Raw genomic sequence first — 15,086 nt, 5'->3', positions numbered from 1 at the left:
CCGATAGGGAATAGGGCGGCTTTTCCGTTTTTGTTTCCGCCAACCACGAGCCTTGCCGGTCATATCCATGCCATCCATTCTTCCAGGAGCCATCACCGATTTCATCGCGGGCAAGACCCAGACCCTGCGCGTCTTCAAGAGCGGGCCGGGCACCCAGGCCTTCATCGCCAGGAGGATGCTCGATCATGGCCGCAGCGCGGTCATCGTGGTTCCCGGCGCCCAGGAGTTCAAGCAGATGCGGGCGCTCCTGGCCCTGTTCTCCCATGGGGCGCAGCCGGAACACGCACCGGCCTGGGAGCGCGACTGGATTTTCCTGCCCCCGTATCTCTCCCGTCAGCCCGATGCCCAGGCCTGGAGCGAGCGCTGGGCCGCCCTCTATGCCCTGACCTATGGGAAACGGCCCTGCGGCGTGCTCATGACCGTGGACAACCTCCTGCCGCACTGGCCCGAGGCGTCTGTCCTGCGCGAAAACTGGGTTTCCCTGACCAGGGGCGAGGAGATGTCGCCCGACATCCTGCTGGAGCAGCTGGTGGCCTGGGGCTATGTCCGGCGAAAGCTGGTCTCGGCCCCCGGCGAGATGGCCATGCGCGGCGACATCCTCGACATCCACGCGCCGGGCTACGACCTGCCGCTGCGCCTGGAATTCTTCGGCGACGCCATCGAGGAGATCCGGCTCTTTGATCCGGCCACCCAGCGGTCGCGGGCAGACCTGACTGAGGCGGTGCTGCTGCCGGTGTCGCCCGGCATCACCTCTGGCGGGTATGCGGCCCAGGCCCGCGAGGTCTGGAACAGGCTGCGCCGCACGGGCGAGATCGGCGCGGGCGATGAGTCCGCGCTGCTCGGTCGGCTCGACGCGGGCGATGCCTTTGTCTGGCCGGGCATGTATTATAGCGCGTCCGTGGGCGTGGAGAGTTATTTCCCCGAAGACAGCGTGTATCTGTTGTCATCGGGCGGGGCGCTCCGGGCGCGGCTGGAGGACCAGGATCAGGCTTGGCGGGACTCTGTGGACGAGGAGTTGCGCCAGAAGGGCGTGCGCTGGCCGCTGCGTTTCTTCTGCCGCTCCCACGAGGGCGCGCGCACGGCGTGGCAGAACGCCGGGCAGATGGTCTTCGAGGAGCTGACCGTCGGACGCGAGAAGAACGGCATCGACCTGGCCGAGACGCCTTACAGTGATTTCACCGATCTCTTCTGGCAGCCCGAGGCGTCGCGCCGTCCGTGGACCGCGCTCATCGCCGGGCTTAGGGAGTGGGGCCGGTCCGGCTTCCAGACCATTCTCAGCTTCCGCTCCGAGCGGTCGCGCGCCAAGTTCCTGAACATGGCCGAGCAGGAGCATCTGCCCATCTCGCTGGACTACGCGCCCAGGGCAGGGGGGCTGTTCGCCCTGGTCTCGCCGCTGCGCAAGGGCATGGAGCTGGCCTGGAGCCGGACGCGCATCCTGGGCGAGGAGGTGCTCCAGCCCGAAGCGCCGCGCGCCCATTCGGGCCGCGACACGGCCTTCAAGGGGCTGGACAAGTATGAAGACCTGTCCGACGGCGACCTGCTGGTCCACCGCGACTACGGGCTGGCCCAGTTCGGCGGCCTGCACCACATGAGCATCGGCGACGCGGCCAACGACTATCTGCTCCTGTTCTTTTCCGGCGACGACAAGCTCTACCTGCCCGTAGACCGGCTCAATCTCGTGCAGCGGTTCAAGGGGCCGGAGGGGGCCAGGCAGCCCGCCCTGGACAAACTCGGCGGCACGCGCTGGAGCGCCACCACGGCCAAGGTCCGCAAGGCGGTGGAGAAGATCGCCCAGGAACTGGTCGAGATGTACGCCTTTCGCCGGGTGGCCAAGGGATTCTCCTACGGTCCGCCAGACGACATGTATTCCGAGTTCGAGGCCACCTTCGGGTTCGAGGAGACGCCGGACCAGGACAAGGCCGTGCGCGACGTGTTCAGCGACATGGAAAAGCCCGAGCCCATGGACCGCCTCGTCTGCGGGGACGTGGGGTTTGGCAAGACAGAGGTGGCCCTGCGCGCCGCCTTCCGCGCCGCCCTGGAGGGCAGGCAGACGGCCCTGCTGTGTCCCACCACCGTCCTGGCCGAGCAGCATTACCAGACCTTTTCCAGGCGCATGGAGGGTTTTCCCGTGCGCATCGGGCTGCTCAGCCGGTTTGTCCCGGCCAAGCGGCAGCAGGCCGTGCTCCAGGCCGCGTCGCGCGGCGAGTTGGACATCCTCATCGGCACCCACCGCATCCTCTCCAAGGACGTGGAACTGCCCAACCTCGGCCTGCTCATCCTGGACGAGGAGCAGCGGTTCGGGGTCAAGCACAAGGAAAAGCTCAAGCATTTCAGGCATAACATCGACGTGCTCACCCTGACCGCCACGCCCATCCCGCGCACCTTGCAGCTCTCGCTCTCCGGCATCCGGGGGCTTTCGGTCATCGAGACCCCGCCGCTGGACCGCAAGCCCGTGGAGACCGCCATCACCGAGCGCGATCCCGTGGCCCTCAAGGCCGCACTGCATCGCGAACTGGAGCGGGGCGGGCAGGTCTACTGGGTCTACAACCGGGTCAACGGCCTGGAGCGGGTGGTCGAGTTCGTGCGCGAGCTGGCGCCTGACGCCAGGGTGGGCATGGCCCACGGCCAGATGAGCGAGAAGGGGCTTGAGGACGCCATGCGCGGCTTCTGGCATGGCGAGCTGGACGTGCTGGTGTGCACGGCCATCGTCGAGTCCGGGCTGGATTTTCCCAATGCCAACACGCTGATCGTGGACCAGGCCCAGCTCTTCGGCCTGGGCCAGCTCTACCAGCTGCGGGGCAGGGTGGGCCGCAGCGACAGGCAGGCATACGCCTATTTCGTGGTGCCGAGCATCGATGATCTCTCGGAGATGGTGCGCAAACGCTTGCGTATCATTCTGGACATGGATTATCTGGGGGCAGGGTTCAAGATCGCCATGGAGGACCTGCGCATGCGCGGCGCGGGCAACATCCTCGGAGAGGCCCAGTCCGGCCAGATCGCCAAGGTCGGCCTTGACCTGTTCCTGGAGATGCTAGAGGAAGAAGTGCGGCGGGTGCGCGGGGAGACTGAAATTCGGGCCAGCGATCCCGAGTTGAACTTTGTCTTTGAGGCGCACATCCCCGGCAGTTGCATCCCGGATGCGCGCGAGCGGCTGCGCTATTACCGGGCGCTTTCCTCAGCCAGGGACGAGATGACACTGCGAGAGCTGGAGGCCGAGATCCGCGACAGGTTCGGTCACCTGCCCGACGAACTGGAGACCTTTCTGGGCGTGCTGCGGCTCAAGCAGACCCTGTCGCGTCTGCGGGCGACCAGGGCCGAGCTGTATCCGGCGCGCGGCGTCATTTCCTGGGGCGAGGGCGCGCCATCGGTCAGCACCGAGGCCCTGCTCGGCTGGGTCGCGCGGCGGGATGGCCGGGCCAGGCTCCTGCCCCCCGCCAAGCTCGAAATCCGCTACGACGCCGCCGAATCCATGCGTCTGGCCCTTGAGAACACGGCTGTCGAGCTTGAGGAACTGCTCGAACCGGTGGCCGTCAAACCGCAAGAAAATTAGTCTGAGAGTGCCTATGTTCCGCAAATTCGCTGTTTTCATGGTCTTCATCCTGCTGGCCGGGTGCTCGGACACCGTTGATGAGATCGGGATAGTGGCCCGCGTCAACGGCGAGCCCATCTATTTGTCCCAGCTTGAGTTCCAGCACGACCAGTTCCAGGTGGAAACCGTGGGCGGCTATGTGCCCAGCGTCGAAAAACTCAAGGCCGAGTATGGCGAAATCCTGACCGAACTCATCGTGCAGGAGCTGGTTGTTCAGGAGCTGGTCAACCAGGACATCGGCGTCACCGACCACGAACTGCTCAAGGCCGAGGAAGAAGTCCGGACCGATTATCCGGAGGGCGCCTTTGACCAGATGCTTGTCGAGGAATACATTGACCTCAAGACATGGCGGTTGCAGCTCAGGAACCACCTTGCCATGAGAAAGTTCTTTCATCAGGTGCTGCGGCCACAGATCAAGATCGACTACCTGGAGGCCGAGCGGTATTACCGCGACCGCATCTCGGATTTCTATCTGCCGGAATCGCTGCGCATCCTGGTGGTTCGCGGCCCCAGCCGCGAGATCGTGGGCAAGGCTGTGGAGAAGTTTCGGGCCGAGCGGGATCAGGTGGATCTGGCCACGGCCTTCGGCGAGGTGCAGACGCGCGAGGTGGTGCTCAGGGAGGAGCGGCTCTCCACCATTTGGAAGAACGCCCTGACAGGGCTCAAGGCCGGTCAGGCGAGCGGGGTGCTCACCGACCGTTTCGGCTTCGAGATACTGGTCCTGCTGGAGAGGAGCCCGGCCAAGGTGCTCGAACCAGCCCAGGCATACCCGCTGGTGGAGAAGGCCCTGCTCGAAATCAAGCTCCAGGACGCCTTTGACGCCTGGTTTTCCTCCACGGTTGCCAGGGCCAGCATATTGGTCAGCAGCCAGCTTCTCCCGTCCGACGAACCGGAGCAGGCGGAGCCGGAACCCCTGACCGACACGGTGGAGCCGGACATGCTGCAAGGCGACGGTGCCGAGCCTGACCCTGCGGGCATCGAGTTTGGTGAGGAGGTCGCGCCGCCCTTGGATACGTCGGGTGACGCGCCCGATGACGCGCCCGATGAGGCGTCCGAGAACGGGGATGCCCCTGAAAAGGGCGACAAGGGGTAAGTCGGCGCGTTCGTTGCATAGTTTGTATAAAGGGTCTAGAATCCGTCATGATACGCGAATCCAGCCCCTCCGGGGCGTCGAGGAGACAGTCTGTGCCACGATGCATTTTTTTGTTCATCTCATTGTTCTTGTTGGTTTTTTCAACAAACTCCCTGGCTGTGGAATCCGTCTACGACAAGATTCTGGTCAAGGTGAACGAGGACATCATCACCCAGTATGAGCTTGATGAGGAGATGCGGCCCATCCTCGCCTCCATCAAGGGGCGCGAGCTGAATGAGGCCGAGAGGGAGCAGCTCGCGGATCTGCGCAGGCAGACGCTGGATCGGATGGTCAATGACCTGCTCATGACCCAGGAGATAAAGAAATTCCAGATCACGGTGACCGACACGGTCATCGACGACGAGATCCGCAGGATGAAGGAAGAACGGGGGCTGACGGACGAGGCCTTCGAGGAGATGGTCAAGCGGGACGGACTGACCATTCAGGAGTTCCGTTCCAAGCTCAAGGGGTTGATCGAAAAGCAGGAGCTGCTTGGGTACATGGTCCACAGCAAGGTCGTGGTGACCGATTCTGAAATCGAGGCCGAATACGAGGCCAGACGCGACAACTATCTCCTGGAGAAAATGGTCGGCCTGGCCATCCTCGTCCTGCCTGCTGATGTCTCCGCCCTTGAGGTCAGGAAGCGGATCATGGACGGTGAACTGACCTTTGACCAAGCCGTGCTGAAGTACAGCGTGGGACCGGCCACGGACAGCGGAGGCTCCATCGGCGAGGTGAACTGGGCCGATCTTGCGGACGACTGGAGGGATTCCATCGAGGGCGTCAAGCAGGGCGGTGTGGGCACCCCGGTCGAAGTGCGCGGCCAGATGGCGCTCCTGTCCCCGGTCACCATTGCCTCGGACAGGCTCGTTCCGCTTGAGGAGGTGCGCGACGCCATCTTCGAGCGGCTCATGGAAGGCAAGCGTGAAACGATATTTGATGAGTATTTTGAGAAGCTCAAACAGAGTTCTGTCATAACCTACATGAACTGACGCAGGCGTTGGTTAACGGAGTTGTTAATGAATTTCGAGGAACTTGGACAGGCGCTCAGAGAAGAGCGGGAGAGAAAGGGGCTGACCGTGACTGCTGTCATGGAAGCCACCAAGATAAGCCGGACCAGCATCGAGGCCCTTGAGGCCGGGAATAGGTCGAACCTGCCGCACCCGGTATACGCCAAGGGATTCGTGAAGAGCTACGCCCGGTTCCTTGGGTTGGATGCGGATGAATTGTCCATGGTCGCGGATCGCGAATACAAGGATGAGTCGTGCGGCCCAAGGGAGCATGGCTACGATGTGGCCCCCCATGCCGAGAAGGCGTTTCATGTCAACGATTGCGCCAATGCGGAAAATCGTCGGTCCAGGCTGGTGCTTGTCGTTGCCCTGATTTTTCTGGTGGCGGTGGTCGGGCTTTTGGTGTTCAGTTTCAGCTCGGACGACAAGAGCGCGTCCCTGGATCAGGGCGAGACTGTCCGGTCCGGCATGGGCGGGACGCAGGCAGGGCCGCCCGCCGTGGACCCCGACATGGTGACGGACAAGGCCGGATCCCAGGCTGCGCCCGGCGAGACGACAGCGGATTCACCCGGGGTGCAGGAGCAGTCCTCAGGGACGGACCAGGACGGAACGGGCCAGAGCGGGGCGGGCCAGGGGGAGGCGGGCGCGCTGCCGACTGCCGGAGAGCCGCCCCAACCCGGAAAGCCTGTTGACCAGGGTTCAGTGGGCCAGGGGGCTGCCGACCCACCGGCTGCCAAGACGGGCGCTGTCGGCACGAAACCGGCCACGGATGGGTCCGCCAGGACCGTGGCCAAGGCAAACGGACAGGACGAGACCTTTGCCGTCACCGACAGTGAGGCGGGCAAGCAGAAATTCGATCATGTGCTGATCATCCGGGCCACCACCGCGAAGGGATGCTGGATCGGCCTGTGGCAGGGGGACGAGACGGCCATGGCCCGAGATTTCGTCCTCCGCCAGGGCGAGCCGCTTCGCCTGATGTTCAACAATCCCCGCCGCATCCGCATCGGCAATGTGGCCGGGGTCTCGGTGACCTACAACGACAAGCCCTACCCCCTCGACAACGCGCGCGGCAATATCCAGACCCTGCGCTTCGGCACCGAGTAGATCCCTTCCACAGGGCTGCAACAGACGCAGGAGACCGGCATGAACGCCACCGAAAAAGCCCTGGTGCTCAAGGTAGGGTGTTTTCGGGAGTCCGACTGCTGGGTCAAGCTTTTCACTCCTTCCCGCGGCATTTTCAATGCCTTCGCCTTTGGGGGCGCCCGGAGCAGACGCCGCTTCGTCGGGTGCCTCGACCCCCTCAGCCTTGTCCTCTTTTCCATCGGGTCCGATCGACGCGGCAGCTACGCCGTGCTGAGCGAAGGATCGCTGCTGCACAATTTTTCCGGCATCCGGGCCGATGCCGTTGCCACGGGGCTGGCCGCCAACTGCATCCGGTTCGTGGAGGCGGTGGACATTGATCCCTCGGACGCCGCGCCGGTTCACGATCTGCTCCTCAAGACCCTGTACATGCTCGACGCGGGCCACGGCAGCGCGGATTTCGTGCCCTGGTTCTTCCGGGCCAGATTCGCCTTTGAAATGGGCTACAACCCGGATTTCACGGCCTGCGGAACCTGCGGCGAGCCGGTGGGGGGTGGGGCGGGCCATCTCTTTGGCGTGGAGCATGGGCAGGTGCTCTGTCCGACTTGTCTTTCAGCCGGGAAACCGTTAGATGGACTTGCCCGACCGGTCTCCACAGGCGTGCTGCGCGCCCTGGACTGGATCCGCAAGAGCAGCCCGGATGAATGGGCGCGGGTGGTCATGGACCGCGAGGTCCGACGGCAGGGCAGCCAGCTGGTCGAGCTGTTTGTCGCCTATCACCTGGGCCTGTCCTGGGACAACGGCATGTATAAAAAGGTATGAGTTGGAGTAGTTGATGAATTTTCAGGACGTGATACTGACGCTTCAGGGTTTCTGGGCCAATTACGGCTGCGCCGTGGTCCAACCCATGGATATCGAGTGCGGCGCGGGGACGTTCAACCCTTCGACGTTCTTCCGGGTCATCGGGCCGGAGCCGTGGAAGACGGCCTATGTCGAGCCCTCGCGCAGGCCCACCGATGGCCGCTACGGCGAGAACCCGAACCGCTTGCAGCACTACTACCAGTTTCAGGTCATTCTCAAGCCCTCGCCCGACAACATCCAGGAACTGTACCTCGAAAGCCTGGCCGCGCTGGGCATCGACACGGCCTGCCATGACATCCGTTTCGTCGAGGACGACTGGGAATCGCCGACCCTGGGTGCCTGGGGCCTGGGCTGGGAGGTCTGGCTCAATGGCATGGAGGTGACGCAGTTCACCTATTTCCAGCAGGTGGGCGGCATCGACCTCAAGCCCGTGTCCGTGGAGATCACCTACGGCCTGGAGCGCATCTCCATGTATCTCCAGGAGAAGGAATCGGTCTACGACCTCGCCTGGAACAACGAGATCACCTATGGTCACGTCTACCACCAGAACGAGGTGGAGCAGTCCAAATACAATTTCGAGCTGTCCGACCCGGCGCTGCTCTTCGAGCTGTTCAACCGGTTCGAGGCCGAGTGCCTCAGGCTGTGCGAGGAGGGGCTGCCCTGGCCCGCCTACGACTGCTGCCTGAAGTGCTCCCATTCCTTCAACATGCTGGATGCCCGCGGGGCCATCTCCATCACCGAGCGCGCCACCTATATTGGCCGCGTCCGCAACCTGGCCTCCAAGATTGCCAGACTCTATGCGGACCAGCGCGAGGCCATGGGCTATCCCATGCTGAAGAAATAAGCGAACCGAGAAGAAAAGAGCAGGAACATGGCCGAATTCATACTGGAAATCGGAACCGAGGAAATGCCGGCCCGCTTCGTGCCCAGGCTGGCCGCCGAGCTTGAGCAGACCGTGGCCCGGCTGCTTGGCGAGGCGATGATTGAGCACGAGGGCGTGCGTACCTATGCCACGCCGCGCCGGATCACCGCCCATGTCGCGGGCATGGCCGACATGCAGCGCCAGCAGGAGGAGACCGTCACCGGTCCGCCCGCCCGCATCGCCTTTGACGGCGACGGCAACCTGACCAAGGCGGGGCAGGGCTTTGCCAAGACCCAGGGGGTTGAGGAGGGCGCGCTCTTTCGTCTGGAGACGGACAAGGGCGAGTACCTGGCCGTCAGGAAGACCGTGGGCGGCGGCAGGAGCCTCGACATCCTGCCCGCCATCTGCGTCAGATCCGTGGAGTCCCTGTCCTTTCCCAAGAAGATGCGCTGGGGCGGGTACGACTTCGCCTTTGGTCGTCCCATCCGCTGGCTGCTGGCCCTGCTGGACGAGGCGGTGGTGGAGTTCTCTGTGGAGAACCTGACCGCCGGACGGACCACGCGCGGCCACCGCGTCCTGGGGCCGGGGCCGTTCGCCGTGGCGTCAGCCGACCGGTATTTCTCCGTTGTCGAGAAGGAGTGCCGGGTCGTCATCGACCCCGAGACGCGCAAGCAGGCCATCGTGGACGGGGGCAACCGCCTCGCCGCCGCTCTGGGCGGCGAGATCGTCTGGCACGAGGGGTTGCTCGACGAGGTGGCCAATCTCGTGGAATACCCCAGGCCGCTCATTGGTGACATCGATCCGCGCTACCTGGAGCTGCCGCGCGAGGTGCTGCTCACCTCCATGCAGTCGCACCAGAAGAGTTTTGGCGTGCAGGGACCGGACGGCAGGCTACTGCCCCACTTCCTGACCACGCTCAACATCGAGCCTGTGGACATCGCCCTGGTCAAGAAGGGGTGGGAGCGCGTGCTCAAGGCGCGGCTCGAAGACGCCCGGTTTTTCTGGGAGGCGGACTGCAAGGTCGATTTTCAGACCTGGCTCGGCAAGCTCGAAAACGTCGTCTTCCTCGGCCCGCTGGGTTCCGTGGGCGACAAGTCGCGCCGCATCGGCACCCTGTGCGCAGCCCTGGCCGAGACACTGGCCGGTTCCAAGGGCATTCTGCCCGGCGAGTTCGAGGCCTATGCCCAGGCGGGCCGTCTGTCCAAGGCCGACCTGGTGTCCGACATGGTCATCGAGTTCGACACCCTCCAGGGCAAAATGGGCGGCATCTATGCCGAGCGCGCGGGCAAGGGCGACATCGTGTCGCGCGGCATCTACGAGCAGTACCTGCCCGCCGGGCCGGACTCGCCCGTGCCGTCCAGCCTTTCCGGCGCGTTCGTCTCCATGGCCGACAAGGCGGACACCCTGGCGGGCTGCTTCGGCCTGGGCAAGGCGCCCACCGGAGCCAACGACCCGTATGCGTTGCGCCGTTGCGCCCTGGGCATCATCCGCATCATCATGGAGCACGACCTCGACATGGACCTGGAGACCTTCCTGACCACCGCCCAGGAAGCCTATGCCAAGGATATCCCGTGGAAAGTGGCGCGGGAGGAGTCCCTGGCCAAACTGCTCGACTTCTTTGGCCAGCGGCTGCGCGCCCTGTTCACCGGCCAGGGGATCGAGACCCGGGTTGTCGATGCCGCCCTGGGGGCCGGGTTCAGCGACATCCGCACCCTCAAGGCCCGGCTCGACGCCCTCGACGCCTTCAGCCGCGAGCCGGATTTCGAGCAGGCGGTGCTGACCTTCAAACGCGCGGCCAACATCATCCGCAAGCAGGGTGACGAGGCCGGGCAGGAGTTGACCGGCGGGTACGACCCGGACCTCTTCGAGGGCGAGCACGAGACCGCTTTCGGCACCCGGCTGGAGGAGAACGCGCCCCGGTTCGACGCTCTATGGGAAAACGGGGATTTCGCCGGTCTGCTTGGGCTGCTGCGCGAGCTGCGGCCTTCGGTGGACGGGTTTTTCGACAACGTCATGGTTATGTGCGACGATGCCGCTGTCCGCCTGAACCGGCTCAACCTGCTCAAGGCGCTGGTGGACCGGCTCGGTCGGTTGGCCGATTTCAACGCCTTGCAGGTGTAGAAAAATCTTGACATAAAGGAAAGAGTCCATATAAAAGGCTCTCCCTTCGGTAAAATCAGTAAGTAAACGTTTCACTACGATAAAAGATCAGGAGTATTCACCTTGGCCAATCACAAGTCCGCCCTGAAAAGGCACCGTCAGAGCCTGAAGCGCCGCGCCCGCAACCGCATCTCCAAGACCCGCATCAAGAACACCGTCAAGGCTGTTCGCATGGCCATCGAGGAGAATGACGTGACCAAGGCCCAGGAGGCCTTGAAGTCCGCCACGTCCCTGCTGGACAAGGCTGCCCGCACGAACGTCATCCACGCTCGCCAGGCCCAGCGCCGGGTTGCCCGCCTCCAGGTGGCCGTCAACAAGATCGGCCAGTAGGGAATTCCCGTTTTTTTGCTGCAAAAAGCAGCCCGCCGCACCCATGTGCGGCGGGCTTTTTGCGTTGAGCCATGGTCAGCGGCCTTCCCCGGCCAGGGTTTCGAGCCTTTCCCGGTCAAGGATGGTGATCTCCCTGCCTTCGATGGCGATGATCCCCTCGTCGGTGAGCCGCTTGAATATGCGCGAGAGTGTCTCCTGTATCGTGCCGAGATAAAAGGCGATCTGCCCCTTGGGCAGGTCGAGCCGGAACGTGTCCGCGTCTTGTGACGAACGCAGCAGCAGGAGGTATGAGGCCACCCGGGCCGGAGCCTCCTTGAGGCTCAGATCGTCGATCTTGTTGACCAGCAGGCGCAGCTTTTGCGAGAGCATGGCCATCATCTTCATGGCGATGTCCGGGTCTTTCCTGATCATTTCCTCGAAGTCGCGCCTGGGGAAGAAGAGCGCCTCGCACGGGTCCAGGGCCTGGGCGTGGGCCGGAAAGGTCCTGCCCTCGAACACCGGCACCTCGCCAAACGCCTCGCCCGGGCCGAAGACATGCAGGATGTGCTCCTTGCCCGAAGGCGAGGTGCGGTAGATCTTCACCCGGCCCGTGACCGGGGCATAGAAGCCGTGGGCCAGGATATCGGCCTCGAAAAGCACCTCGCCCTTCTCGTACCGCTTGACCACGGCGATGCCCGCGATCCTGGCGAGTTTTTCTTCCGGCAATCCCTGGAAAAAGGTGATGGACCGGACCGCCTGAAGTTTGTCTACTGTCATTTTTTCTCCATCTCGCGTTATTATCATGCCAATTTGACCTAAGTCATGGTTGTCGTCAAAAAGAAAGGCCATGCTTTGATCATGAAGACACGCCAAAGACACCTGCTCATGCTCCTGCCGGTCGCGGCCCTGCTCCTGCTTGGCGCGCACAGTTTGCGCATGGGGGATGCCGGGCTGGTGGCGGCCCTGGCCGGTCTGGTCGGCCTGATGGTCACCCGGCACGGCTTTGTGCGCCATGTCGCCACAGCGGCCCTGGCCTGGGGCGTTCTGGTCTGGGTCGAGACAAGCCTTGGCCTGATCGGTTTCCGGCAGGCTGCGGGCATGCCCTGGCTGCGGCTGCTCTCCATCATGACCGGCGTGGTTGCCTTCACCCTGTTCGCCCTGTGGCTCGTCGCGGGCCGGGCTGGCGGTCGCTGGTTCGACAGGGGAGACCACGCCGGGCCGCGGGCCGCCGTCTTCCTGCTGACCGTGATCGGGCTGGCCCTGATCCGGTCCAGGGTTCCGTTCCCCATCCTGCTGGCCGACCGGTATTTCCCCGGCTGGGGCTGGCTTGAGATCATGGCCCTTGGCGTCTACGCCCAGTGGATCGTCGGGCTGATGCTCGCGCCAAAAGGGCACAGGCGCAACCGGCCACGCATCTGGGCCGCCTTTTCCGCCGTGTTCTTCGGCCAGCTCGTCCTGGGGCTGGCGGGCATGGAATCCATGCTCATGACCGGGACGCTCCATCTGCCCGTGCCTGCGCTCATTGCGGCAGGGCCGGTCTTCCGGGGCGAGGGATTCTTCATGCCCATCCTGTTCGGCGTGACCGTGCTGCTCGTCGGCCCGGCCTGGTGCAGCCACTTGTGCTACATTGGCGCGTGGGACGACATCATGAGCCGACGCGGCCCCGGTCCGGCCCCCTCTGCCTTGCTGCGCCGCCTGAGCGTGGCGGGCCGGGGCGCGACCCTGGTCCTGGCCGTCGGTGCCGCGCTGCTCCTGCGGGCCATGGGCGTGCCCGGCACCACGGCGGTGCTTTTTGCCGCGGCCTTCGGGCTGGTGGGCGTGGGCATCATGGCCCTGGTCTCGCGCAGGCTCGGCCTCATGGCCCATTGCACCGCCTACTGCCCCATGGGGCTTGTGGCCAACGTGCTGGGCAAGGTTTCGCCCTGGCGGGTGCGCATCGGGCAGGAGTGCACCGGCTGCGGCGCGTGCTTTACCCGCTGCCGCTATGGCGCGCTCGATGCCGACCGCGTGGCCCAGGGATCCCCGGCCCTGTCCTGCACCCTGTGCGGGGATTGCGTGTCCGCCTGCGCCCATGGGCAGATCGGGTACAGGTTTCCCGGCCTGACAGGCGAGGCGGCCCGGACCGTGTTCATTGTTTTGGTCGTCAGTCTCCACGCCATGTTTCTCGGCGTGGCCAGAATATAGTCGGATACTTTTCAAACGAGGTGGTACCATGGCTTACATGAGAAAAATGATCAGCATAGACGAAGAATTGTGCAACGGATGCGGCGAGTGCGTCCCGTCCTGCGCCGAGGGTGCGCTGGCCATTGTGGACGGCAAGGCCCGGCTGGTGAAGGAGCAGTATTGCGACGGCCTGGGCGCGTGCCTGGGCGAGTGCCCCACGGGCGCGCTCAAGGTGATCGTGTGCGAGGCCGAGGATTTTGACCCCGATGCCGTGACCGAACATCTGAAGGCCCAGGGCCGCGAGGTGCCGGACCACATGCCGTCCCCTGAAAGCCTGCGCCTGGATCGCCGTCCGGCGAGGCCTGCGGGCGGCTGCCCTGGTGCCGCCCTGCGGACCATGACCCCGTGCGAGCGGGCCAATATCCCCGCTGCCATGGCGGCTGGCACGGGGCAGGGGAGCGGTTCCGCGCTCTCCCACTGGCCGGTCCAGCTCCGGCTCGTGCCGCCCACCGCGCCATTCCTGCGCGGGGCCGACCTGCTGCTGACCGCTGACTGCGTGCCTGTGGCCCTGCCCGCCTACCATGCTGAATATCTGCCGGGCCGGGTGGTGCTCATGGGCTGTCCCAAGTTCGACAACCAGCAGGAATATGTGGACAAGCTGGCCGAAATCATTGCCCAGAACGGTCTCAGATCCATCACGGTCATGGAGATGGAGGTGCCGTGCTGCTCGTCCATGAGCGCGATTCTGTCCCAGGCCATCAAGCGGGCCGGCAAGGCGGTGGATGCCCGGCGCGTTGTCGTGTCCCTCGACGGGCGGGTCCTCAGAACCGAACCGTTCAACGCATAGCCCAAGGAGGCTGCCATGAAGAAGATAGAGCTGTACAAGGAACATGGATTCAAGGATCTGACGTTCTCCAACTACCTGGTTCACGAGTCAGAGCACATGAAGGTGATCAACTTCAACTTCAAGGCCGGGCAGAAGCTGCCGGTCCACTCCCATGACCTGGAAGGGGAGCTGACCCTGGTCATCCTCGAAGGCGAGGGGGAGTTCATGGCCGCCGACGGGGCGACCATGCCCGCCCGGCCCGGCGACGTGCTGGTCTCGGAGATCGCCGAGCCGCACGGGGTCCGCGCCACCACGGACATGCGCGTGCTGGTGACCATAGCCCCGCCCATCTGATGCCCTGGTCCGCCCATTGCGCTTGAATGAAGGCACGTCACCAGACCCGCATGAAGGAGACCAGATGAAAAGCGATGCATTGCCGGAAGGCGTTCAGGCCCAGCGTCAGGAGGGGCTGTACTCCGTCACCCCACGCCTGGCGTTGGGCCGGATCAATCCGGAACAATTGAACATAATCAATGCCGTGGTCCAAGAGTTCCGGCTGCCCGGCGTGCGCGTCACCGCCGGGCAGCGCCTCAAGCTCCAGGGAATCCCCGGTGACCGGCTGGACGAGGTCATCCGCCATCTCGGCCCTGTGGGCGAGTTTTGCAAATATTACGTCCAGGCCTGTCCCGGTGTCACCTCCTGCCGTCTGGCCATGCAGGATTCCATGGACACGGGGGCGCGCCTTGAGGAGTTTCTGAACACCTTCACGCTGCCTGCCAAGGTCAAGGCCGGGGTGTCCGGCTGCTCCATGTGCTGCTCCGAGAGCTTTGTGCGCGACATCGGGCTGGTGGGCAAGAAACAGGGGTGGACCGTGATCTTCGGCGGCAACGCGGGCAAGCGGGTGCGCGTCGGCGATGTCCTGGCCGAGGATGTGAGCAATGACGAGGCCCTGCGCGTCATCGGCCAGACCCTGGCCCACTACGCCGCCAACGGCAGGAAGCGTGAGCGTACCGCGCGGTTCGTGGAGCGGGTCGGCATCAAGGCCGTGATGGCGGCGATTTCCTAGCCTGTTCACTCTGTTTGCCTGCGCCGGA

Annotated in this window: 13 protein-coding genes; 12 read left to right on the top strand and 1 reads right to left on the bottom strand. The window is 64.3% G+C overall.

Annotation, left to right across the window (positions count from 1 at the left end):
- Window positions 1-67: 67 nt before the first annotated feature.
- From mfd to rpsT, 8 genes are all read left to right on the top strand, one after another.
- Window positions 68-3,550 carry a transcription-repair coupling factor gene (mfd, locus tag DAES_RS08705; protein WP_013514662.1) on the top strand — a complete coding sequence of 1,161 codons (3,483 nt, stop codon included), beginning with the start codon at window positions 68-70 and terminating at the stop codon, window positions 3,548-3,550.
- Window positions 3,551-3,563: 13 nt separating this feature from the next.
- Complete coding sequence (locus DAES_RS08700; protein WP_013514661.1) at window positions 3,564-4,682, top strand: peptidylprolyl isomerase; 1,119 nt, start codon at window positions 3,564-3,566, stop codon at window positions 4,680-4,682.
- 92 nt (window positions 4,683-4,774) lie between these two features.
- Window positions 4,775-5,713, top strand: coding sequence for a SurA N-terminal domain-containing protein (locus tag DAES_RS08695; protein ID WP_013514660.1), 939 nt, complete (start codon window positions 4,775-4,777; stop codon window positions 5,711-5,713).
- A 27-nt stretch (window positions 5,714-5,740) separates the two neighbouring features.
- Window positions 5,741-6,835 (top strand): RodZ domain-containing protein, encoded by a 1,095-nt coding sequence (locus tag DAES_RS16940; protein ID WP_013514659.1) that lies wholly within the window; start codon window positions 5,741-5,743, stop codon window positions 6,833-6,835.
- Between the two features lie 39 nt (window positions 6,836-6,874).
- On the top strand, window positions 6,875-7,633 hold the full coding sequence (gene recO, locus DAES_RS08685; RefSeq protein WP_013514658.1) for a DNA repair protein RecO: 759 nt from the start codon (window positions 6,875-6,877) through the stop codon (window positions 7,631-7,633).
- A 13-nt stretch (window positions 7,634-7,646) separates the two neighbouring features.
- Window positions 7,647-8,516, top strand: coding sequence for a glycine--tRNA ligase subunit alpha (glyQ, locus tag DAES_RS08680; protein ID WP_013514657.1), 870 nt, complete (start codon window positions 7,647-7,649; stop codon window positions 8,514-8,516).
- 27 nt (window positions 8,517-8,543) lie between these two features.
- Window positions 8,544-10,655, top strand: coding sequence for a glycine--tRNA ligase subunit beta (gene glyS / locus DAES_RS08675; protein WP_013514656.1), 2,112 nt, complete (start codon window positions 8,544-8,546; stop codon window positions 10,653-10,655).
- Window positions 10,656-10,757: 102 nt separating this feature from the next.
- Complete coding sequence (gene rpsT / locus DAES_RS08670) at window positions 10,758-11,024, top strand: 30S ribosomal protein S20 (protein ID WP_013514655.1); 267 nt, start codon at window positions 10,758-10,760, stop codon at window positions 11,022-11,024.
- Window positions 11,025-11,099: 75 nt separating this feature from the next.
- On the opposite strand, the gene DAES_RS08665 is transcribed toward rpsT, so the two are convergent.
- Window positions 11,100-11,780 (bottom strand): Crp/Fnr family transcriptional regulator, encoded by a 681-nt coding sequence (locus DAES_RS08665; protein ID WP_013514654.1) that lies wholly within the window; start codon window positions 11,778-11,780, stop codon window positions 11,100-11,102.
- Window positions 11,781-11,861: 81 nt separating this feature from the next.
- Here DAES_RS08665 and DAES_RS08660 point away from each other — a divergent pair, with 81 nt between their 5' ends.
- The 4 genes from DAES_RS08660 (at window position 11,862) to DAES_RS08645 (ending at window position 15,058) form a co-directional block, all read left to right on the top strand.
- Window positions 11,862-13,187 carry a 4Fe-4S binding protein gene (locus tag DAES_RS08660; RefSeq protein WP_013514653.1) on the top strand — a complete coding sequence of 442 codons (1,326 nt, stop codon included), beginning with the start codon at window positions 11,862-11,864 and terminating at the stop codon, window positions 13,185-13,187.
- A 28-nt stretch (window positions 13,188-13,215) separates the two neighbouring features.
- Window positions 13,216-14,013, top strand: coding sequence for an ATP-binding protein (locus DAES_RS08655; protein ID WP_013514652.1), 798 nt, complete (start codon window positions 13,216-13,218; stop codon window positions 14,011-14,013).
- A 15-nt stretch (window positions 14,014-14,028) separates the two neighbouring features.
- Window positions 14,029-14,346 carry a cupin domain-containing protein gene (locus DAES_RS08650; RefSeq protein WP_013514651.1) on the top strand — a complete coding sequence of 106 codons (318 nt, stop codon included), beginning with the start codon at window positions 14,029-14,031 and terminating at the stop codon, window positions 14,344-14,346.
- Between the two features lie 64 nt (window positions 14,347-14,410).
- Window positions 14,411-15,058: a nitrite/sulfite reductase domain-containing protein gene (locus DAES_RS08645; RefSeq protein WP_013514650.1), complete on the top strand. Its 648-nt coding sequence runs from the start codon at window positions 14,411-14,413 to the stop codon at window positions 15,056-15,058.
- Window positions 15,059-15,086 lie beyond the last annotated feature (28 nt).

The sequence above is a fragment of the Pseudodesulfovibrio aespoeensis Aspo-2 genome (assembly GCF_000176915.2).
Lineage (GTDB): Bacteria > Desulfobacterota > Desulfovibrionia > Desulfovibrionales > Desulfovibrionaceae > Pseudodesulfovibrio > Pseudodesulfovibrio aespoeensis.
The sequence above is the reverse complement of the archived record's forward strand: the minus strand, read 5'-3'. Positions and strand labels throughout refer to the sequence as shown.